This is a genomic window from Stenotrophomonas sp. SMYL8, from assembly GCF_036320065.1.
GTDB lineage: Bacteria > Pseudomonadota > Gammaproteobacteria > Xanthomonadales > Xanthomonadaceae > Stenotrophomonas > Stenotrophomonas maltophilia_A.
The window spans coordinates 157,537-178,326 of sequence record NZ_JAWIRR010000002.1 but is presented as its reverse complement, the minus strand read 5'-3'; the positions used below and the strand labels follow the sequence as shown (position 1 = coordinate 178,326).

The 20,790-nt window shown below is 66.2% G+C and carries 19 protein-coding genes; 11 read left to right on the top strand and 8 right to left on the bottom strand.

The genetic code is table 11. The annotated features are described in order from the left end of the window. Positions 1 to 159 precede the first annotated feature (159 nt). Complete coding sequence (locus tag V3B25_RS02870; protein WP_329810018.1) at positions 160 to 2,406, top strand: TonB-dependent siderophore receptor; 2,247 nt, start codon at positions 160 to 162, stop codon at positions 2,404 to 2,406. Positions 2,407 to 2,537: 131 nt separating this feature from the next. Here the strand turns inward: V3B25_RS02870 and V3B25_RS02865 are convergent, their stop codons facing one another. After that, complete coding sequence (locus V3B25_RS02865; RefSeq protein WP_065723382.1) at positions 2,538 to 2,894, bottom strand: hypothetical protein; 357 nt, start codon at positions 2,892 to 2,894, stop codon at positions 2,538 to 2,540. Between the two features lie 463 nt (positions 2,895 to 3,357). Beyond that, complete coding sequence (locus V3B25_RS02860) at positions 3,358 to 4,023, bottom strand: TraX family protein (protein ID WP_329810015.1); 666 nt, start codon at positions 4,021 to 4,023, stop codon at positions 3,358 to 3,360. A 112-nt stretch (positions 4,024 to 4,135) separates the two neighbouring features. Here V3B25_RS02860 and pip point away from each other — a divergent pair, with 112 nt between their 5' ends. After that, positions 4,136 to 5,083 (top strand): prolyl aminopeptidase, encoded by a 948-nt coding sequence (pip, locus tag V3B25_RS02855; RefSeq protein ID WP_329810014.1) that lies wholly within the window; start codon positions 4,136 to 4,138, stop codon positions 5,081 to 5,083. Between the two features lie 94 nt (positions 5,084 to 5,177). On the opposite strand, the gene V3B25_RS02850 is transcribed toward pip, so the two are convergent. The 4 genes from V3B25_RS02850 to V3B25_RS02835 all read right to left on the bottom strand — a co-directional run bounded on the left by V3B25_RS02850 (position 5,178) and on the right by V3B25_RS02835 (position 10,325). Continuing rightward, positions 5,178 to 6,389 carry a hypothetical protein gene (locus V3B25_RS02850; RefSeq protein ID WP_329810013.1) on the bottom strand — a complete coding sequence of 404 codons (1,212 nt, stop codon included), beginning with the start codon at positions 6,387 to 6,389 and terminating at the stop codon, positions 5,178 to 5,180. Between the two features lie 23 nt (positions 6,390 to 6,412). Continuing rightward, positions 6,413 to 8,917, bottom strand: coding sequence for a TcfC E-set like domain-containing protein (locus V3B25_RS02845; protein WP_329810012.1), 2,505 nt, complete (start codon positions 8,915 to 8,917; stop codon positions 6,413 to 6,415). A gap of 67 nt (positions 8,918 to 8,984) precedes the next feature. Then, the gene (locus V3B25_RS02840) at positions 8,985 to 9,479 is read right to left on the bottom strand and encodes a CS1 type fimbrial major subunit (RefSeq protein ID WP_201116229.1); all 495 of its coding nucleotides are present in this window, start codon (positions 9,477 to 9,479) and stop codon (positions 8,985 to 8,987) included. Positions 9,480 to 9,590: 111 nt separating this feature from the next. Further along, positions 9,591 to 10,325, bottom strand: a complete 735-nt coding sequence (locus V3B25_RS02835) for a CS1 fimbrial subunit B flags: Precursor (RefSeq protein WP_329810011.1) — start codon at positions 10,323 to 10,325, stop codon at positions 9,591 to 9,593. 267 nt (positions 10,326 to 10,592) lie between these two features. Between V3B25_RS02835 and V3B25_RS02830 the strand changes: the two genes are divergently transcribed. The 7 genes from V3B25_RS02830 (at position 10,593) to V3B25_RS02800 (ending at position 17,637) form a co-directional block, all read left to right on the top strand. Beyond that, a complete protein-coding gene (locus tag V3B25_RS02830; RefSeq protein ID WP_329810010.1) occupies positions 10,593 to 10,892 on the top strand; it encodes a hypothetical protein in 300 nt (99 codons plus the stop codon). Between the two features lie 293 nt (positions 10,893 to 11,185). Then, complete coding sequence (locus V3B25_RS02825) at positions 11,186 to 11,485, top strand: hypothetical protein (RefSeq protein ID WP_032129479.1); 300 nt, start codon at positions 11,186 to 11,188, stop codon at positions 11,483 to 11,485. A 62-nt stretch (positions 11,486 to 11,547) separates the two neighbouring features. Further along, positions 11,548 to 14,307, top strand: a complete 2,760-nt coding sequence (gene mgtA, locus V3B25_RS02820; protein ID WP_329810008.1) for a magnesium-translocating P-type ATPase — start codon at positions 11,548 to 11,550, stop codon at positions 14,305 to 14,307. Between the two features lie 31 nt (positions 14,308 to 14,338). Further along, the gene (locus tag V3B25_RS02815; protein WP_012511185.1) at positions 14,339 to 15,076 is read left to right on the top strand and encodes an MgtC/SapB family protein; all 738 of its coding nucleotides are present in this window, start codon (positions 14,339 to 14,341) and stop codon (positions 15,074 to 15,076) included. Between the two features lie 329 nt (positions 15,077 to 15,405). Beyond that, positions 15,406 to 16,461, top strand: a complete 1,056-nt coding sequence (locus V3B25_RS02810) for an ATP-binding protein (RefSeq protein ID WP_329810007.1) — start codon at positions 15,406 to 15,408, stop codon at positions 16,459 to 16,461. Continuing rightward, positions 16,454 to 17,095 carry a response regulator gene (locus V3B25_RS02805; RefSeq protein ID WP_049462638.1) on the top strand — a complete coding sequence of 214 codons (642 nt, stop codon included), beginning with the start codon at positions 16,454 to 16,456 and terminating at the stop codon, positions 17,093 to 17,095. The genes V3B25_RS02810 and V3B25_RS02805 overlap by 8 nt, the downstream gene beginning before the upstream one ends. Then, a complete protein-coding gene (locus tag V3B25_RS02800; RefSeq protein ID WP_329810006.1) occupies positions 17,092 to 17,637 on the top strand; it encodes a DUF1697 domain-containing protein in 546 nt (181 codons plus the stop codon). Before V3B25_RS02805 ends, V3B25_RS02800 begins: the two co-directional genes overlap by 4 nt. Before the next feature lie 99 nt (positions 17,638 to 17,736). Here the strand turns inward: V3B25_RS02800 and V3B25_RS02795 are convergent, their stop codons facing one another. Together V3B25_RS02795 and V3B25_RS02790 are read right to left on the bottom strand one after the other, a co-directional pair. Next, the gene (locus V3B25_RS02795) at positions 17,737 to 18,909 is read right to left on the bottom strand and encodes a low temperature requirement protein A (RefSeq protein ID WP_329810005.1); all 1,173 of its coding nucleotides are present in this window, start codon (positions 18,907 to 18,909) and stop codon (positions 17,737 to 17,739) included. Positions 18,910 to 18,918: 9 nt separating this feature from the next. After that, positions 18,919 to 19,185, bottom strand: a complete 267-nt coding sequence (locus V3B25_RS02790; protein ID WP_201116253.1) for a hypothetical protein — start codon at positions 19,183 to 19,185, stop codon at positions 18,919 to 18,921. A 203-nt stretch (positions 19,186 to 19,388) separates the two neighbouring features. Between V3B25_RS02790 and V3B25_RS02785 the strand changes: the two genes are divergently transcribed. Together V3B25_RS02785 and V3B25_RS02780 are read left to right on the top strand one after the other, a co-directional pair. Continuing rightward, positions 19,389 to 19,913, top strand: coding sequence for an RNA polymerase sigma factor (locus V3B25_RS02785; protein WP_032129471.1), 525 nt, complete (start codon positions 19,389 to 19,391; stop codon positions 19,911 to 19,913). Then, positions 19,910 to 20,761, top strand: a complete 852-nt coding sequence (locus V3B25_RS02780) for a FecR domain-containing protein (protein WP_201116255.1) — start codon at positions 19,910 to 19,912, stop codon at positions 20,759 to 20,761. Before V3B25_RS02785 ends, V3B25_RS02780 begins: the two co-directional genes overlap by 4 nt. Positions 20,762 to 20,790 lie beyond the last annotated feature (29 nt).

The window sequence follows — 20,790 nt, the reverse complement described above, 5'->3', positions numbered from 1 at the left end:
GCGTGAGGTTCGCAACCCCGCCGCCGTCCGCGATCGAGCCCAAGGCTCACTTCCCGCCAGGTCCCCACCCAGCCGACAACCCTGCGCCGCGCCCTCCCCCGTGCTTGCCGTCGGCAGCGCGCCAGGCGCGTTAGCACCTGCGATTCACAGGAACCTGGCATGACCGTGTACCACCTTTCCTCTCCGCTGCAGCGCGCAGCTGCTGACACAACCCGTGTTCTGATGCATCCGCCGGGCATGGCCCGGCGCTACCAGAGCACCCCCAGCCTGACGCAGGCGCTGGGCATGACCCGGCGCTACCGGGTATCGGCCCTGGCACTGGGGCTGCTGGCCTCGTTTGCCGCGCTTGCCGACTCCGCGCCGTCCACGCTGCCCTCGGTGCAGGTGCAGGAACAGCGCCGGGTGACCGGCGACTATGCCGGCGGCCAGGTGGCTTCCGGTAGCCGGGTTGGCCTGCTCGGCGACAAAGACTTCATGGACACGCCGTTCAGTACCGTTAGCTACACCGAAGCCTTCATCCGCGACCGCCAGGCCAAGGACCTCACCGACGTCATCGCCGCCACCGACCCCACGGTGTTCAGCAACGGCGTCACTGGTTCCTGGAGCGAGAACTACGCCATCCGCGGCTTCGCCTCCAGCACCAGCGACACCACGTTCAATGGTCTCAGCGGCATGGCGCCGTACTACCGCACCTCGCCGGAAATGTTCGAGCGCATCGAGGTCTTGAAGGGCCCGTCCGCCCTGCTCAACGGCATGCCGCCGGGCGGCTCGGTCGGTGGCAGCGTCAACCTGGTGCCCAAGCGTGCGGGTGAGCAACCGTTGCTGCGGGTCAGCGCCAACTTTGCCTCCGATGCGCAGTTCGGCACCCACGTGGACGTGGGCCGCCGCCTGGGTGCCGACCAGCAGTTCGGCATCCGCTTCAACGGCGCCTACCGTGATGGCGACGGCGCAGTGGGCAAGCAGAGCAAGAAGGTGCAGCTGGGTTCATTGGCACTGGACTGGCGCGGCGAGCGCGCCCGCCTGTCCGCCGATCTGTACAGCGCCGACGACCGCGTGGACGGCCCGGCCCGTGGCGTCGGCCTGGCGCCGGGCGTGGCGATTCCGCGCCCGCCCCGTGGCGACACGCTGATCAACCCGGACTGGGCCTACGTGGACAGCCAGGACAAGGGCGCGATGCTGCGGGGCGAGCTGGATATCAGCGATACCCTGATGGCCTACCTTGCCTATGGCACCAGCAAGACCGACTACCGCTACAACGGCTCGATCAGTGCGCAGATCCTCAACCCGGCCGGTGACTTCACCACGGTGATGGGCCAGCTGGCGTTCGACATCAAGAAGCAGTCCGGTGATGCCGGCCTGCGCGGCAGCTTCCGTACCGGCAGTGTCGGCCACCAGTGGGCCGCCAACGTGACCCACTACCAGCACACCCAGAACGACTTCGGCCGCCGCAGCGTGCCGGGCTGGGACTGGACCACCAACCTGTACAACCCGGTGTGGGGCCCGGCTGCGCCGTTCATCGCACCGCATATCTCGCACACCGAACTGCGGCTGGACAGCATCGGCTTCGCCGACACCCTCTCCTTCGCCGATGACCGCGTGCAGCTGACGCTGGGTGTGCGCCGGCAGCAGGTGGTCAGCGAGACCTTCAACGTGGCAAGCGGTGCGCGCACCTCACGCTATGACGAGAGTGCCACCACCCCGGCGGCCGCCCTGCTGGTGAAGGCCACCGACAAGGTCTCCATCTACACCAACTACATCGAAGGCCTCAGCCAGGGTGCCACCGCGCCGATGACCGCCGCCAATGCCGGCGATGTGTTCGCACCGTTCCGCACCAAGCAGAAGGAGCTGGGCCTGAAGCTGGACCTGGGCAGCTTCGCGCACACCTTCAGCGTGTACGAGATCAAGCGCCCGAGCAGCTACACCGACCCGGTCACGAATATCTTCTCGTTCGGTGGTGAACAGCGGAACCGCGGCGTGGAATGGGGCTTCTTCGGTTCACCGCTGGATGGCGTGCGCCTGCTGGGCGGCGTGGCCTACGTGCAGCCGAAACTGACCCGCACGGCGGGTGGCGTGAATGAAGGCCGCATCGCCACGGCGGTTGCGCAGCGGCAGGCGAAGCTGGGCGTGGAATGGGATGTGCCTGCGCTGGAAGGCTTGACCCTGACCGGCAATGCCACCGCGATGTCGAAGCAGTACATCAGTACCGACAATCGCCTGTCGGTGCCGGGGCGCACGTTGTTTGATGTGGGTGCGCGCTACAGCACCACAATGGCCGGACGACCGCTTGCCCTGAGAGCCAGCGTGAACAACGTGACCAACAAGGCGTATTGGGGCATGCCGTTGCTCTCCAGTCTGGCGCTGGGTGCACCGAGGACGGTGCTGTTGTCGGCCACGATGGATTTCTGAAAGGCATCCACGCATGGCGTGGATCTACTGGAAATGCATCAGTAGAGCCAGGCCATGCCTGGCTGATGCCACGGTGACCCGCCGAAAGCATCCACGCATGGCGTGGATCTACTGAACCTCGGCCTTCCATTTCATTCCGGATGCAGGCGATAAATGGCCAGGTTGGTCAACGCCAGCGCAGCCAGCTTCAGCCCTTCCATCACTCGATCGCCGACGTACTGGTCCGGGCTGCCATTCTGCCGGGCGCGTTCCGCCGCCAGCAGGATTTCCTGCACGATGCGCAGACCGGCCAGCGCACCATCAGCATCGGCCAACGCCATGCATCGGCCCGGCAGTTGATGGCGCTCGGGCCAAGACTGACCGTCAGCAGCCGCGCCCAACCCGATGCGATGCAGCAGGGTCGTCAGGCTGTTGGGATCGGGCGGGATGTCGTGCCCCTCATCGGCATTGGCCGGGGCGCGCTGATGGGGGAACTCCGATGCATTCATGGCAGGTCTCCGTGCAAGGCATGCAGGACCACCGCCCTTAACAAAGGCGGCGGACGGTACGTGGCTGGAAATCCGGTGGTCGCGTAAGCACTAACCGGCAGGTGGGTTTTCACCCACCTCCACGCACCGCCCGCCATAAAGCTCGAACGGAATGCCAGCCGACGCCGCACAAGGCGACGCCGGCTGGCGAGCGCAAACTACACGCGACCAACGGGGTTTCCAGGCCCCGGCCATCCTTTTTCGATGGCACCCCATCATGAGCACAACGGGGTGGCAGGCGCCAACAACCCAAGTGCAAAGACAGCAACGTTCACGCAGTGGCAGCATTGTCGCATATCGACAATCGAGCCGAAGATTCAACAACTTGCACCACGCCGATGACGGCATGCTTCACCCGCATCGGCATCGCGCATTCCTTGACCGCATCCGGCATTCAGGGACATGCCACATGCCAGTTCCGACATTACGCAAGCAGATGAGCAATCAACGCCAGCACCGCCAGATGCCCCACGTAGTATCCATAAAACGCCCAGCGCCAGCGCGGCAGTTGCCACGGCACCCGCGCCGCCAACAGCAACACAGGAACGGCCAGCAACGCCCAGCCGTTGTGGTTGGCCCAGCACACTGCAGCAAGCCCGATCAGCAGCAACCACCACGCACCATGGCGGAACGCCAGCCATCCGAGCAGCACGAAGCCGACGCCCGCCCATTGGTAGTCCACCAGCATCGGCGCCATGCCCGCGGCCAGCAGCAACAGCAGTGGGCGATTGCTGGCCAGTGCATGCACTGCCACCGCAGCCAGGGCAAAAGTAAGCAGTATGTTGAGCGGCAACCAGGAACCGAAGGCCAGTGCATGCAGCGGTTGCGCGATCACGCCCCATACGGCCAGGCGACGGATCGACTTGCTCAGGTCCGCGCCCGGCTGGGCGAGGTTGCAGGCCATTACCAGTGCAAAGAGTGGGAACGCGATGCGCCCCAGTTCGCTTACGGCCGGCAGGTAGCCGCCGTAGACCACTTTTGCCACGTGGTCGCCGGTCATGGTCAGCAGCGCGATCCACTTCAGCAGCTCGCGTGCGCCGCTGCTGAGGCTGGGATCGGGCGTGGACATCCCTGTCGTGGTCGCTTGCATCGCGGAAGCTTATGCGCATCGGCCAGCCCATTTCCAGCACCGCGAAAGCATGTGCCACTGCAGGCACCGAGCTGCGGCGCTATGCTGGCCGCCCCTGTTTGTGAGCATCCCCATGCGTACCCTGTACCCCGCCATCGAGCCCTACCGCGAGTTCACCCTGCCGGTGAGCGATCTGCACACCCTGCATATCGAAGAGTGCGGCACGCCGGAAGGGATCCCGGTGGTGTATCTGCACGGTGGACCGGGCGCCGGCATCTCGCCGACCCATCGGCGCTTTTTCGACCCGGCGCGCTACCGCATCGTCTTGATCGACCAGCGGGGCAGCGGCCGCTCCACGCCGTTAGGCGAGCTGCGCGACAACACCACGCAGGATCTGGTGGCCGACATCGAGAAGGTGCGCGAGCACCTGGGCATCGAGCGCTGGCTGGTCTACGGCGGGTCGTGGGGTTCGACGCTGTCGCTGGCCTATGCGCAGGCGCATCCCGAGCGCGCCACCGGCCTGATCGTGCGTGGCGTGTTCCTCGGCCGTGAGATGGAAAACCGCTGGTTCGCGGAAGCCAATGGTGGTGCGCGCTGGATCTTCCCGGAGCGTTGGGACCGCTACGAAGCCTATATCCCGGAAGCCGAGCGTGGCGACATGATTGCGGCCTACTGGACGCGCCTGGACAGCGCCGACGAGGCCACCCGCATCGCCGCCGCGCAGGCCTGGCTGGGCTGGGAGGACAACGCCGCCACCCTGCAGCACGACGTGGATGCCGTGTCCACCGATGACCCGCTGGATACGTTGGCCAAGGCCCGCATCGAGGCGCACTACTTCCGCAACGGCATCTTCCTGGAACCGGACCAGCTGCTGCGCGACATCGACCGCATCCGCCACCTGCCCGGCGTGATCGTGCAGGGCCGCTACGACATCATCTGCCCTCCGCGCAGCGCCTGGGACCTGGCCAAGGCCTGGCCGGAAGCCAGGCTGGAGATGGTGACCTCCGGCCACAGCGCGAACGAGCCGGCGACGGTGGATGCGCTGGTGCGCGCCACGGATGCGTTCGCCGACCACTTCTGAAAGCACGAGGTAGTGCCGGCCGCTGGCCGGCATCCCTGCGATTGCAGGCAGAGTCGACTGACAGTCGACTCTACCCATGCCAGCTGCCCCCTCGTCACGGATTGGCATCAAACACCACGGTCATGTTGCCTGCCCAGTGCGAACCAGGTGACTTCAGCATCTCCATCACCGCATCACGACCGGCGGTGAAGCGCAGCGTAGAACGCCGCTCTATCAAGTAGCCATCAGGCGTGAAGCGTGGCGCTCGTCCATCATCCGGCAGCAACGGCGTGTCCTGTGCCGGACGCCCGTCACCCACATTGCTCATGCCGGGAATGGTCACGTCCACATCCACCGGCACCACCATGTCGTCGCGCAGATTGCGGATTCCGCAACGATCGTCGGCCTCATGCTCGCAGCGTAGCTTCAAGCTCAGGTTCCTTGACGTGGTAAGGCGGAACGTCAGTTCCTGACGCAGGCGTGCCGGTGGAAGGCCTTGGTCCATCCATTTTTTCCAACCTCCATCTGGCGCCAGTTTCACGCTGGGGGATTCGCTAGAGAATCGGACGTGGAAATCGTGGGATACGTTCAGCTGCAGCTTCAGTGTCAGCTCTGAATCCGAGTAGTCACCCTGACCAAGATCGATCTGCTGCCCATTGCCAACCGTGTAAGTCACGCTTCCGGTGTACTGACCGTCCTGGGCCTGAAGCGGGTTGGGCGCTTCAAGGTGATAGCCAATCGAGAAGTTCAGATAGTTCGCAACTCGATCGGTGGTTGCCCTTGGGCTCCTCACACAGACAGGATTGCCTTCCGGAATACCCCACGCATACCGATACCATGAACCACCACCAACACCCAGTCGACCACGGCAGCCGCCAGTGGCTGCTCCGTATGCACCGGGCGCGGTGCCATCAGATGGCAAGCCCCATTGCATGCCGATCAGGAACAGACGTAGCCGGGCCCTCAGCTCGTGGTTGTTCGCGTTGTGCACGACTACATCACGCCAGTTTCCGTCAACTGACAGGTACCATTTTTCGCGCGGATCCTCGCCACCGCCAAACAGGCGCCGCTGGCTCACGTTCATCCCGGTGTCGATCGTGAAGTCGCCAACTCTGCAGTAGCTCGAATGCTGTGCGCAGTAGCCAGACTGGGGCGTAGTGTTAACGAACCGATTGTGCGAAGGGTCCAAGGCGCTTGGACGAAACTCCGCCCTGATCTGTAACTCGGCGGCTCCCGCCGAGGCCATCAGCACGACCAGGAGCCCACTCGCCCGCACAAGCAGACCACACGGTGACAAAGCGGAAATGAAGCGTTCAATCATGGACATGGAGTGGTCTCTCAGCGGATTACTCACGGGCCAGCAAGGGGTGCTGGGCAGCCAACGCCCCCCACCATCAGCACATCGCCTTCTCGCGGATAGCGCCCCTCCTCCATCGTCAGCACGCAGCTGATCTGATTCGGGTAGCGCAGTTCCAGCACCGGCGCGCGCGCACTCAGCTCCAATGTGAAGAAGCCTTCCTCCTGGCTGACGCTGCGGCCTGCATGGTTGATCACCTGCACACCGCGCACGCCGTTGCCGTCGGCATCCTGCACCTGGCCCATTACGGTGAACGTGCGAAGCACATCCACGGTGGCGTGCATCACTCCACCCTTGTTGAGGTGGTAGCTGATGGTTGCCGGTTGCAGCGTGGCCGCGGGTGCATGGCGGCCCTGGAAATCAAACTGCACGTGGCCCGCGCGGTAGGCAGTCACCGGCACGAAGTTGCGCCCCGGCTTCAGTTCCACGCCTCCGCCCCGGCTGTCGTCGCCGCGCAGCATCACGTCGGGGTAGTCGCTGCGCACGTCGACGATGATGCCGGTATCCACGCTGCCACTGCGGCCCTGGCCAAGCACCGCTGCTCGGCCACCGCCAATCACCAGCGTACTGTCCAGGTTGGCGCTGCCACTCACGTGGCCCGCGCCCGCGCCCCGGTACAACTGCACATCGCCTTCCAGCAGCGAACTCTGCAGATAGGCACCCGCGCCTGCGCCGATGCCGCTGCGCTCGGCACTGATCATGCCGTTCACGCTCTGCAGCAGCTTGCCGTCCACACGCTGAGTGGCAGCCGCACTGACATAGGTATCGCGCTGGCCGGCCTCGCCGGTACGGCTGCCCAGGCTGCCGCTGTAGCTGCGGCGCTCGCTGCCCAGCGATACGCTGACGGTCAGGTCGACACCGCGCTGGCGGCGGTAGTGGGTGAAGGGGCTGCCGGGGCGGTCGTAGGCCGAAACCCGCCAGCTCACGTCGTGCCTGCCGAACAGGGTCTCCCGGCGCCCATAGGACACATCGATGCCGGTGCCTTTGGTGATGCCCGAGCTGCGCGCTACCCGCACGCTGGCGTTGTCGCGATGACTGAAGCGATGGGTGATCGACACGGCAGTTGTGTCCTGCCAGCCGCCACGGGTTTCCCAGCGCGGCGCCGAGCCGTCACCGGGCAGGACGCGCTGGCGTTGTTCGGCCCAGCTGCGCGCATGGTTGGCCACCACCGAACCGGCGCGGTAACGGTACAGGCCCTGCAGGTCCACACCGCGCCCGGCGTCGCTGGACGTGTAGACATTGGTGTAGGTGCTGAAGCGATCGCTGGCCTGCCAGTCCATCGACAGCCCAGCCGCGTGACGCGTGCCGATCTGCTGCACCGTGGCACCGGCCACAGCACGGGGGTGCACCAGGTAATTGACCACCGCACCTGCGGCGACCTTGCTCTCCTGCGCTGAGCGGCCGCTATCGAGCAGGCCACGCTGTTGACCGGCGAACACGCTGTAGCGCCAGCGGCGGCTGGGGTCGCTCCAACGACTTGGTTTGTGGATCGACGCGATCTCACGCGAGGCCTCGTGGCCATCCTCGATGACCCGCAGTTCCACGTCGTAGATGCCACCGGGCAGACGGCGGGTGTCGATTTCCTGGATGCCCGGCTTGACGGCCTGCGTGGACAGCAGATTGCCGTCGCGCAGGATCTCCACCACGCCTTCGCGGCTGGCCGTGACATAGACCGGGTACACACTGGGGCTGCGCGTGTCGGCCAGCAGCACGTCCGACGAGCCGAGCATGAAGCCCAGCGCGGTATCGTTCTGCGTGCCGGGTGCGCGCGGCTGGCGGATGATGCCTTCGAAGGTGGGCAGGAAGTAGCCCGCACGCACGAAATGGTCGCCCAGCTCGCGCTGCGCATACAGGGCACTGAGATAGTGCTCGCGGCTGCCCGGCTGGGCGTAATACTGGTAGCTGCCGACCGTGCTCCAGCGGCCAACACTGCCACGCAGCTCGGCGCTGTAGCGTGCGGACGTCTGTTGCTCCTCGCCGCCATGCACGGCCACGCTGTTGCGAACGACCAGTCCATGGCTGCCGCGCTCCGGCAGCGCGACGTGGCGTCCTTCCTTGTGCGCGCCTGCTTGGGTCAACAGGCTGAGCAGGGAATTGGACAGGCTGTAGTGCAACGCTGCCAGGCCCCGGCATTGCTGGCGGCACACGCCCAGCGCCATCGGCTCGGCCAGCGTCTCGGCCCAGCGCGCCCGCTCCGTCTGCGGAAGCGGGCTGTCATGCGCTTCGCCAAAGCCGATCAGCTGCACACGATTGTCTTCGTGCAGCAGCACCTCGGCGTCCCCCAGGTAGCGCCCGTCCAGCTCCACCCGCACGGTGAGCGGGTTGCCGAACAGATGCTCGCGGAACTCCGCAGGCATGCGCTCGCGCTGCTCCAGCAGGCTGGGCAGTTCACCCAGCGCAAGACCGGCGGCATGGCTGGACGCGGCAAACACCACGGCGCCGATACCAGCAGCCAATCGCGCAAGGGCCGGATATGCGGGAGCGAGGGGAAGTCTCATGGGCGGATACCAGTGCCCTCCCCCCGCATCGCCGACGCGGTAGGAAGGGCTCGAAGCTGCATGATCGTCAGATGTCGCTTTCGAAGATCATGTGGAACTGGCCGCCGTAGCTGCCCTGCTTGTAGCCATCGGTCGGCACGGTGGGGGCAATGGCAAACGCCAACGACTTGCCGGCCGCGGCCTGTGCGGCATTGGCCACCGTTATCTTGGCGGCCGAGGTGGCCGGCACCACCACGTTGTCCAGCTTCACTGCCAGGTCGACCACGTCGGCGGCCGATGCCATCTGCGCCGGTGCCGACAGATAGGCACTGATCGCCGCCGGCGACTTGATGTTGATGACGCGGCCGGTCAGATCGCCCAGGGTCTGACGGGCGGTATCCCACGGCAGGTTCTGCGGCAGGCCTTCCCAGCCGTCCGGGGTGGACACCTGCAGGCCAGCTGAGTTTGGTACGTCGGCAGTGACATTGATGGTGATCGACTTGGTTTCGGTGGCGGCCAGCGTAACGGCCGGGGTGATCAGCAGGGCGGTGGCCGCTGCCAGCAGGGTGGTCTTCAGGGACATGGATGCACTCCAGGTTCAAGGGTGGAAATCAAGGTGCCAGGCATGGGCAAAGCAATCCCAGCGGGCGCCCGGCAGGCCCATTCGGGATAGATCCATTGATAGGGCCGTTGCCTAGCGGCGCGAGTCGATGCTGCGCTGGCTGTCGCCTTCGCGAAGCTCGAAACGCAGGAACTGATGATCGGCGGCCTGCAGCGCGTAGCGGTTGCCAGGACGCACATGGGCGATGATTCCCGGCGTGCAGGTATCGGGGCGGTCGCGCTCGCACTGGCGCAGGTTGTCCAGCACCACGGTGGCGTTGCCGCGATTGCGCACCTGCTGTTGCTCGATGAGCGTGTCGTAGTGCGGGTTCTCCGGCGCGACGAAGAAGATCGTGCCGTAGCCGGTGAACACGCGGATGGCCGAGGTGAGCTCGGCTGCCTCCAGGGCCTGGTCTTCGCTTAGCGAGAATTCCTCGGCTGTCGGCGCCACCGGGATGAAGCGCAACCGGTAGTAGCGCTCCTGGTCACGCGCACCGCGATACACCAGGCGCGTAGCCTGCTGTCCATTGCCCGCGATGATCAGGCGGCTGGGGCTGGCAATGACGCCTTGGGCATCCGGCGTATTGCGGACCAACGCGGTGGTATCCACCGGCGTTTCGCTGGCCTTGCCGTCTGCATCGAAGTGCATCTGGGTGACTTCAACCCGCACGTAAGCCGTGGCGTCACCGGTGTTGCGGATGCGCTTGAGCAGGTTGCTGTGCGTGGGCTGCAGATAGTCGAACAGCACGCCTACGTTGATCTGGGGTGTGGATGCGTGCGCGCTGCCAGACAGGATGACCAACAGAATCAATGAGAGAAGACGACGCATGGCGAGCCCGCAGGGAAAGGCGAGCGCGAATTTTCACGGCCCCATCACAATCTCGATATGCGAAAAGTTGCAAAAGCCGGACATGTCCTACGCATTTGAAACGATTGCTAGTCTGCCGGTCCCGACCCGCGGGACCGGCGCCATCGCGGTGAACGGCGCCCCACTTGCGTGCACGCCTGCCTGCATTCTTCGCAACCGGCTTACAGTCCCCCGCCGAAGATCCGGCCGTGGCCACCACACCGGTGCCCCCCTCCTCAGGAGCACGCCATGACCGGTTTCCGCTACCTTCCCGCTCTCCTCATCCTCTCGGCCGGCATTCTGCTGGGCGGTTGTTCCAAAACGCAGGGCGCCAGCAAGGCCACCGCCGCCGAGGACGTGACCGAAGTGAAGCTGATTCCAGCCTATGAATCGCTGGACAAGGATAAGGACGGCATCGTCACCCTCGCCGAAGTCGATGCGGTTGCGCCGGACTGGGCAGAACGAATGCACGCCTGCGACACCGATCGCAACAAGACGTTGAGCCGCGGCGAGTACGACGTGTGCAAGCAGACCAGTGCCTCGCATTGATCCCTTGATGCGCCATCGATTGGCGCGATGCTTGCCCGGCTATACCAAGGTATAGTTGGGCTAACCCACGAGCCTCTAGGACTACCCCATTCAGGGGCGGACAATAGCGCCACTGGCCAGGGCAACCCTGGCTGGCTCCCTCCCCTCATGGAGACGCAGATGGACCCCGACCCTGCCGGGCGCACCGCGCCCCATATGCCCGCCTGTTGCCTGTTCCTGGCGCCTGCCCGCCGGTCCCTGCCTGCCTGAGTGACGGGGGATCGCCAGGCGCCGCCTGCCTGGAGATCACCCCCATGTCCTACAAGATCCTCTACATCACCCTGCGCCGCCTGATCGGCGAGCGCGATGTTGCCGCCCTGCGCAGCCACCTGCTGCAGCACGGCGCCGTGGTTTTCGCCCGTTCGCTGTCGCTCGGTTCGCCGCGCGTGGTCGCCGACGCACTGTCGCTGCTGCCGATCAGCGAACGCATCAACGTGCTGCGCCATCTGCCCTACCCCCTTCGCGACGCGATGAAGCCGCTGTGCATCGGCGGCAGCCAGCGCCTGCACATGCAGCCGTGGTCACCGGCGGTGCTGGCGATGCGCCACGCCTGAACCGTTGCATCCGTTCCGTTCGTGTTCCGGCCGCGGCCGGCTCTGACATTCAAGGAGTTCCCATGAGCCTGCTCAACGCCTGGTTCAATGCATTCCTGCGCAGCCGTCGCGCAGGCAACCTGTTCGGTCGTCGCGCCATGCCCGAAGCCGGCTTTGGCCCGGGCAGCGCCGAGGCCGCACCGTTCGCACTCACCACCGGCCTGGTCACCCTGTCGCAGCTGGACGAGCCGCGCCTGCTGGCTGCGCTCGACTCGCACGTCGATGGCCTCAGCCCGCACGAGGCCGAGGAGCGGCTGGCCACGCTCGGCCCCAACGAGGTGGATCACGAAAAGCCGCTGCCGTGGTGGCGTCATCTGTGGCAGTGCTACCGCAACCCGTTCAACCTGCTGCTGACCGTACTGGCGGCGGTGTCCTGGCTGACCGAGGACATCAAGGCCACGATCGTGATCGGCGCGATGGTGCTGCTGTCCACGCTGATCCGTTTTGTGCAGGAAGGCCGTTCCAACCGTGCCGCCGAGCGGCTGAAGGCACTGGTCGGCAACACCGCGCGCGTGCTGCGCCGCAATCCAGGCACCGAGGCCGCCGATGTGGCCGACCAGTACTTCGGTGCGCACCTGCACAGCCGTCGTCCGGCGCGGCTGCTGGACCTGCCGATCCGTGAGCTGGTGCCCGGTGATCACATCGTGCTGTCGGCCGGCGACATGATTCCGGCCGACTGCCGCGTGCTGACGGCCAAGGACCTGTTCGTGGCGCAGGCAGCGATGACCGGCGAGTCGCTGCCGGTGGAGAAGTTCGCGCACCCGGGCGATGGCCTGGCCGGTCTGCTGGAGCAGCACAACCTGTTGTTCATGGGCACCAATGTGGTGTCCGGCACCGCCACCGCCGTGGTGCTGGCCACCGGCAACCGCACCTACTTCGGCACCCTGGCCCAGCGCAGCACCGCCACCGACCGTGCGCCCACCGCGTTCCAGGCCGGCGTCAACAGTGTCAGCTGGCTGCTGATCCGCTTCGCGTTGGTGATGGTGCCGTTCGTGCTGCTGATCAACGGCTGGACCAAGGGCGACTGGACCGAGGCGTTCCTGTTCGCGCTGTCGGTGGCGGTGGGCCTGACCCCGGAAATGCTGCCGATGATTGTCACCTCCACCCTGGCCAAGGGTGCGGTGCTGCTGTCGCGGCGCAAGGTGATCGTCAAGCGTCTGGATGCGATCCAGAACTTCGGTGCGATGGAGGTGCTGTGCACCGACAAGACCGGCACCCTCACCCAGGACAAGATCGCGCTGGAACGGCACACCGATGTGTTCGGTCACGATTCGGAGGAGGTGCTGAAGTTTGCCTACCTCAACAGCCATTTCCAGACCGGGCTGATCAACCTGCTCGACCGTGCGGTGCTGGAGCACGTGGAGCTGCAGAGCTCGCTGCGGCTGTCGCAGGACTACCGCAAGGTGGATGAGATTCCGTTCGACTTCGAGCGCCGCCGCATGTCGGTGGTGGTGTCCGAACGCGAGGACCACCATGAGCTGATCTGCAAGGGAGCAGTGGAAGAAATGCTGGCGGTGTGCAGCACGGTGCGCGAGAACGGCGAGGACAAGCCGTTGGATGAGCAGCGGCTGGCGCGCGTGCGGCAGACCACCGAGGAACTGAACGAACAGGGCCTGCGTGTGGTGGCAGTGGCGATGAAGGAAACCGCCGCCAGCCAGACCGTGTATTCGCAGGCCGACGAATGCGGGCTGACCCTGGTCGGCTACGTGGCCTTCCTGGACCCGCCGAAGGAATCGGCTGCACAGGCGCTGCAGGCGCTGGCCGCGCATGGCGTAGAGGTGAAGGTATTCACCGGCGACAACGAGCTGGTCACCGCCCGCGTCTGCGCCCAGGTCGGGCTGGAGGCGGACACCATCCTGACCGGACCGCAGATCGAGCGCATGGACGACGGCACCCTGTCGCGGGCGCTGCACCACCACCGCGTGTTTGCTCGCCTGACCCCGCTGCACAAGGAGCGCCTGGTGCGCGAGCTGCGTGCGCAGGGCAAAGTGGTCGGTTTCCTCGGCGATGGCATCAATGATGCGCCGGCACTGCGCGCGGCCGACATCGGCATCAGCGTGGACAGCGCGGTGGACATCGCCAAGGAGGCGGCCGACATCATCCTGCTGGAAAAGAACCTGATGGTGCTGGAGGAAGGTGTCATCCAGGGCCGGCGCACGTTCAACAACATGCTGAAGTACATCCGCATGACCGCCAGCTCCAACTTCGGCAACGTGTTCTCGGTGCTGGTGGCCTCGGCCTTCCTGCCGTTCCTGCCGATGCTGCCACTGCAGCTGCTGGTGCAGAACCTGCTGTACGACATCTCGCAGATCGCCATTCCGTTCGACAACGTGGACGAGGAGCTGGTGCGCAAGCCGCTGAAGTGGAACCCGGCAGACATTGGACGCTTCATGGTGTTCTTCGGGCCGATCAGCTCGATCTTCGACCTGAGCTGCTTCGCGCTGATGTGGTACGTGTTCGATGCGCGCACACCCGCCGACCAGGGCCTGTTCCAGTCCGGCTGGTTCGTGGTGGGCCTGCTGACCCAGACCCTGATCGTGCACATGATCCGTACACCGAAGGTGCCGTTCCTGCAGAGCATCGCCGCGCCGCCGCTGCTGGTGATGACCGGCCTGATCATGGCCATCGGCGTGGCCCTGCCGATGAGCCCGCTGGCTGGCTACTTCAAGCTGCAGGCCCTGCCGACCGGCTACTGGCCGTTCCTGGTGGCGATCCTGTTCGGCTACGCGGTGCTGACCACCGTGCTGAAGAAGATCTACATCCGTCGTTACGGCTGGCAGTAAGCGCCCGCCGCCTGGTCCAGGGAGAAACACAATGGACATCAATCCGAACCTGCCGGCGTTCAACGCCGGCGCGACCCTGAGCTCGCTGATCAGCCTGTCGGTGGCGTTCGTGCTTGGCACCGTCATCGGCCTGGAGCGGCAGCTGCGCCAACGCACTGCCGGCCTGCGCACCAATACCCTGGTGGCGGTGGGCGCCGCAGTGTTCGTGGACCTCGCTGTGCGCTTCCATGACCTGTACGGCGGTCCGCCGTCGCCGCTGCATGTGGTGGCCTATGTGATCTCCGGTGTGGGCTTCCTCGGTGCCGGCGCGATCATGAAGGACGGTGCGCAGGTGTCCGGCCTGAACACCGCGGCCACCTTATGGGGCTCGGCGGCGGTTGGCGCCTGTGCGGGTATCAAGCTGCTGCCGGAGGCGGTGCTGGCGGCCGTGTTCGTGCTGGCCGCCAATACCCTGCTGCGGCCGGTAGTGAACCGCATCCAGCGGCAGCCACTGCCGGAAGCGTTCAGCGAAGCGACTTATGCGATCAACGTGGTCTGCCAGCGTGAGCAGCAGGCCGAGGTACTGGACCAGCTGTTGCTGCTGCTGGAACAGGCGCACTACCCGGTGCGCGCGGTGGACCAGCGCCCGTTCGGCGAGCGTGATGTCGAGATCGAAGCGGTGTTGTATGCCACCACCGTCGATGCCGGTGAACTGGATGCGGTTCTGGCCACGCTGGCGACCACGCCCGGGGTGTTGCAGGGGTTCTGGAACGCCAGCCTGGAGGAGTAGTGCCGGCCGCTGGCCGGCAACATCGTGCACCGCTTGGTAGGTGCCGACCTTGGTCGGCACAGAACCCTCAGATGCCACGACTGCTGCCAGAGCCTGCCGACCAAGGTCGGCATCTACCAACAGCCCGCATGCACCACATTGGTCTGTGCCGACGCGGGCCGCCACAGCCCGGGGTAGGCCCGCCCGCTGCCCGCCAACCTCATGATCTCCGGGACGATCCTGCAGCTGCCGGCCAGCGGCCGGCACTACCAGGCATCGCTTTGGTGGGTGCCCGCATCCACCCAAGGCGGCTTTGCTATCCTTTCCCCCCACGCCCGGGAGCCGTTCCGATGCCATCGCTGTCGCCCCGCCGCCCGCTGGTGCTGCTGGCCCTGATCGTCGTGATGGCGGCGATCTTCCTGATCGATACCGTCACCGACTACGCCGTGGCGGCGGCCTGCTTCTACGCAGCGGTCATCCTCGCCGCATCGCGCGTACTCGCCGCGCGCGGACTGATCAGCCTGGCCATCGCCTGCATCGCACTCACCGCCCTGAGCTTCTTCCTCACCCGCTTCGGCACCTACCGCATCGGCCTGGTCAACTCGGTGATCGGCATGCTGGTGATCGGCATCACCACCTACCTGGCGTTGAAGATGGAAGCGGCCAAAGCCGCAGTGCAGGAGGCACAGGGCCGCCTGCTGCGAGTGGCGCGCGCATCGACCGTGGGCGAGCTGACCACCTCCATCGCACATGAAGTGAACCAGCCGCTGGCGGCCATCGCCAGCAGCGCCGAAGCCTGCCAGCGCTGGCTGGCACAGGACCCACCGAACGTGGACAAGGCACGGCAGACCGTGGCCCGCATCCTGGCCGACGCGCACCGCGCCGGTGACGTGATCGCCCGTATCCGCGGCCTGACCCAGGGTGCTGCACCGGAACGACGCGCGTTTGACCTGAACCAGGCGGTGGAGGAAATGCTGGCGCTGTCGCGCAGCGAGCTGGACCAGCACGGCGTGGCCGTGGCCCTGCTGCTCGATGCCGACCTGCCGCTGGTGCAAGCCGATCGCGTGCAGGTGCAGCAGGTGATCGGCAACCTGATCCTCAATGCGGTGGACGCGATGGAAGCAGTGCCGGCTGCCGATCGACGCCTGTCCCTGTTGACCCAACGCGACGGACAGCGGATCAGCCTCAGCGTGCGTGACCGCGGTGTCGGCTTGCCAATCGACCATCCTGAGCGTGTGTTCGATGCGTTCTGGACCACCAAATCACACGGGCTGGGTCTCGGTCTCAGCCTGAGCCGTTCGATGATCGAGGCCAACGACGGCCAGATCCGCGCTGAGCGGCCGGCAGGTGGCGGCGCCTGCTTTGTGTTCGACCTGCCCATCGCCACGGAACGCCCTCATGCGTAAGCCCGCTGCACCCGCCGCCGATCCAGCGCCCATCGTCTACGTGATCGACGACGATCCGTCGGTGCGCGCCGCGTTGGAAGACCTGCTGGCCTCGATGGGCCTGCAGGTGCGGGCCTTCGCCTCCACCCAGGCGTTCCTCGAACATGAGCTGGAAGATGCGCCGGCCTGCCTGGTGCTGGACGTACGCATGCCGGGCCAGAGCGGGCTGGAGTTCCATCGCACGATGGGCAGCCACGGCCTGCAGCTGCCGGTGGTGTTCATCACCGGCCACGGCGACATCGCGATGGGTGTCAATGCGATCAAGGACGGCGCCATCGAGTTCCTGACCAAGCCGTTCCGTGACCAGGAACTGCTGGATGCGATCCACAAAGGCATCGAGATCGACCGCCAGCGCCGCCGTGACGGCGAGGCACTCGATGCCCTGCAGCAGCGCTGGAACACCCTCAACGCCGGCGAGCGCGAGGTGGTCGACGGTGTGGTGCGTGGCCGCCTCAACAAGCAGATCGCCGGCGATCTCGGCGTCAGCGAGATCACGGTGAAAGTGCGCCGCGCGCAGGTGATGCGCAAGATGGGGGCGCGTACGCTGGTCGACCTGGTGCGGATGTACGACCGCCTGCAGGCAGGTTCCCCATGAGCGTGCATGTCGCACTGCTGCGAGCAGTCAATGTCGGAGGTACCGGCAAGCTGCCGATGGTTGAACTGGTGGCGATGTGCGAAGACGCCGGCTTCACCGACGTGCGCACCTATATCGCCAGCGGCAACGTGGTGTTCCGCAGCGGACTTGACGAAGCCGGCGTGCGGAAAGCCCTTGGCCAACGGCTGCAGGCCTATGCAGGAAAACCGGTGGGTGTACTGGTGCGCTCGGCAGCCGAGATCGCAGCGGTTGCCGCCGGCAATCCGTTCCCGCACGCCGCCGGCAATCGTGTGGTCGCGCTGTTCGTGGATGAGGCACTGCCCACGAATCCCTTGACCGGGGTGACCGGCCTGCGCGATGAGCAGCTGGTGCTGGGTACCCGCGAGATCTTCGTCCACTATGGCGACGGCATGGCCGACTCACGCCTGCGGATTCCCTGTGCCCAGCAAGGCACCGCCCGCAACCTCAACACGGTCGGCAAACTTGCGGCAATGGCCGCCGCGCTCGACCAGGTCACCTCAGACAGTAGAGGGCGGCGGTAGAGTCGACTGTCAGTCGACTATCGCCCGCAGCGCGGGATTTTCCACAACCTTGTGGAAGAGCAGTCGACCAACATTCGACTGTACCCGGCAGAGGGCTGATCACGCCCGTTGCAGGCGCTGCTTCAACCGCGTATCCATCAACCCCACCGCCAGCAGCACCGCACTGGTCAACCAGCCAGCGGCCAACAGATGGGTCTGCGGCAACACCACGCCCAGCACGCCCAGCGCCACCGCGCCGATCAGATGCGAGTACGGTGCGCGCCCGTACACCACCCGCTTGTACAGCGCGCTGCCCAGCAGGTAGATCAACGGGCCGGCCACCAGCACGGCCGCATACACCGACGTCACCGCAGCGTGCGGGTGGTCCATGACCAGGTCATTGCCCACCGCCGTAGCGATGATCCCTGCGATCAGCAACGCGTGCACATAGTGGAAGTTGGCGCCCATCCGGCCCGGGTCTTCGGCATGGCTGATGGCCTCGGTGGCGTCGCGGCTGGAGATGCCGAAGTACAGCCACCACATGGCGATCGTGCCGGCGAACGTTGCCAGCACCGCCGACACCACTGCCCCGCTCCACTGTTCGACCTCGCTGAGCACGCCACCGGTGGCCAGCAACGTCTCGCCCAGTGCGACGATGACGAACAGCTGGCAGCGCTCGGCCAGGTGCCCGCCTTCGATGGTCCACTCACGGGTGTGCGAACGGCCCAGCCCCGGGAACGCGAAGCCGAACATCGGTGAGACGTACTCGCACGCCACCGCCACCGCCCACAGCGCCAACCGCGCATTGCCCTCGGATGCCGCACCTGCCAGCCAGAAGCAGGCCGACACGCTCACCCAGGCCAGCATGCGACGGAAGTTCGGTGCCAGTGGATGCGTGCGACCGACCTCCAGCAGCACGAAGGCGGTACGCCCGACCTGCATGGTGGCGTAGGCCCCGGCAAACACCCAGGCACGGTCGGCGAAGGCCTCGGGAATGGACGAGGACATCAACAAGGCCAGCAGCATGGTGGCGAACAGCAGGCCGCGGATGCGCGGTGCTTCCGGATCGAACCAGTTGCTGACCCAGCAGGCGTACTGCCAGCCCAGCCACACCGCAAACCACAGCACCAGGGTCTGCAGCACGCCGGCCAGATCCAGGTGATGCAGCAGGTGGTGGCTGAGCTGGGTGACCGCGAACACGTAGACCAGGTCGAAGAACAGCTCTTCGTAGGTCACGCGCGCATGGTGGCCGTCGCGCTGGCGCAGGGCCGGCAATCGCAGTCGTGTACTCATGGCTGTCCTTCAGCGCGCCAGGCGCCAGTAGAGCAGACCGGCCAGCAGGGCCGGCACCGCGAACACCAGCAGCAGGATCGGCAGTTCTTCACGTATCCCGTAGCCGGCCTTGCTGACCCCCACCCACAGGTTGGCCACCGTCACCAGCAGCCAGGTGGCAACGAATGCGATCAGGGCCGTGGGCAGCTGTGAGGTACCCACGCTCCACAGCCGTCCGAACAGCAGGAACACCCCAAGCAGCACGACGCCACCCACCATCACCAGAAGCACATGCATGGTCCACCTCCTTGAGCCTGCAGGCAGGCTAGCCGTGGGCGATTCTGCGCTCCAGCCGATGATCGTGGATTCACTTTCCAGGCGCGGCGAACAATCGCCATGATGATCGCGGCATGGCAAACGAGAACAGTTCCCATTAGTATTGCGTCATTGCGCAGGGATGACCTCCCGGCACCCGCCTTTCACCCTTGCTGCCCGTCCGGATGTCCCAGCCGACACTTCCCCGCCCACCTGCGCTGCCGCTGGTGACCTCGCTGGTGCGCCACTACGAGGAACTGGTGGACTACCTGCATCGCCGGTTCCGCTCGCCCGGGCTGGCCCGCGAAGTGGTGCACGATGTCTGTGTGCGCCTGCTGGAACGCCCGGCCGCGCATGACGCCCGCCAACCGATCGCGCTGCTGCGCAGGATCGCCCACGATGCGGCGGTCGACCGCTGCCGCGCCGAGGACCTGCGCCGGCACTGGGTGGAGCCCCGCGCCGAGCTTCCCGAAGGCGCCTGCGAGCGCCCCGGACCCGAGCGCCAGGCGCAGGGCCAGCAGGCGCTGCAGCGGCTGACCACCAGCATCGAGCGCATGCCCTGCCGGCGGCAGCAGGTGTTCATCCTGCACAAGATCCACGAGCTGCCCCAGGCCGAGGTGGCGCAGCGGATGGGCATCGGCCTGAAGGCAGTGGAACGTCATCTGCGCCTGGCCATGGCCGACTGCCGGCTGCACGGTGCGCTGCGGTGAGCCCTGCATCACCCGATCCGGCACCGCCGTCGGCGCCCGCCGAACCGTCCGCCGAGGACACGCTCGATCAGCACCGGGAGGCACTGAAGGAGCGTTTCCCGTTGCCAGGCCCGGAGCAGTTGCAGCGGCGGCGCGGCGGATCTGGCGCAAAACGGGTACTGCCGGTGCTGTTGCTTGCGGCCGGAGCGCTGCTGTTGACCGACCCGGCCTGGCAGGTGCGTGACTACCAGACCGCCGTCGGCGAGCGCCGCGACATCGAGCTGCCGGACGGCAGCCGCGTGCTGCTCGACGCGGGAACCCACCTGCAGGTCCGTCGCCATCTGCGTTCGCGGCAGGTGCTGCTGGCGCAGGGCCATGCGCGCTTCGAGGTGCAGCATTCGGCGTGGCGCCGCTTCCAGGTCGATGCCGGGCCGGTACAGGTACGCAACTACGGCACGGTGTTCGATGTTGACCGCCAAGGCGATCTCAGCGAGGTCACGCTGTGGCGCGGCGAGGTCGGTGTCAGCGTGGATGGCGGCGGCACCGAGCAGCGGCTGAAACCGGGGCAGCGCCTGCTGGCCCAGCCGGGGTCGCTGTCTCCTCCGGAAGCCGTGGATCCGGACCGGGCCGACTGGACCACCGGCCGGCTGCAGTTCGACCGCATGCCACTGAGCGAGGTGCTGCGCATCCTGCAGCGCTATCACGACCGTCCGATCGTGCTGGACGACCCGGCACTGGGTCCGCTGCAGGTGTCGGGTGTGTTCGATGCCGATCGTGCCGAGACGGCGGTCGCGCTGTTGCCGGAGATCCTGCCGGTCCAGGTGCAGACCGCCGCCGACGGCAGCCTGCATCTGCGCGCCCGCGATTGATTGCCACGCCGAGGGTGGGTTGCGCGCCA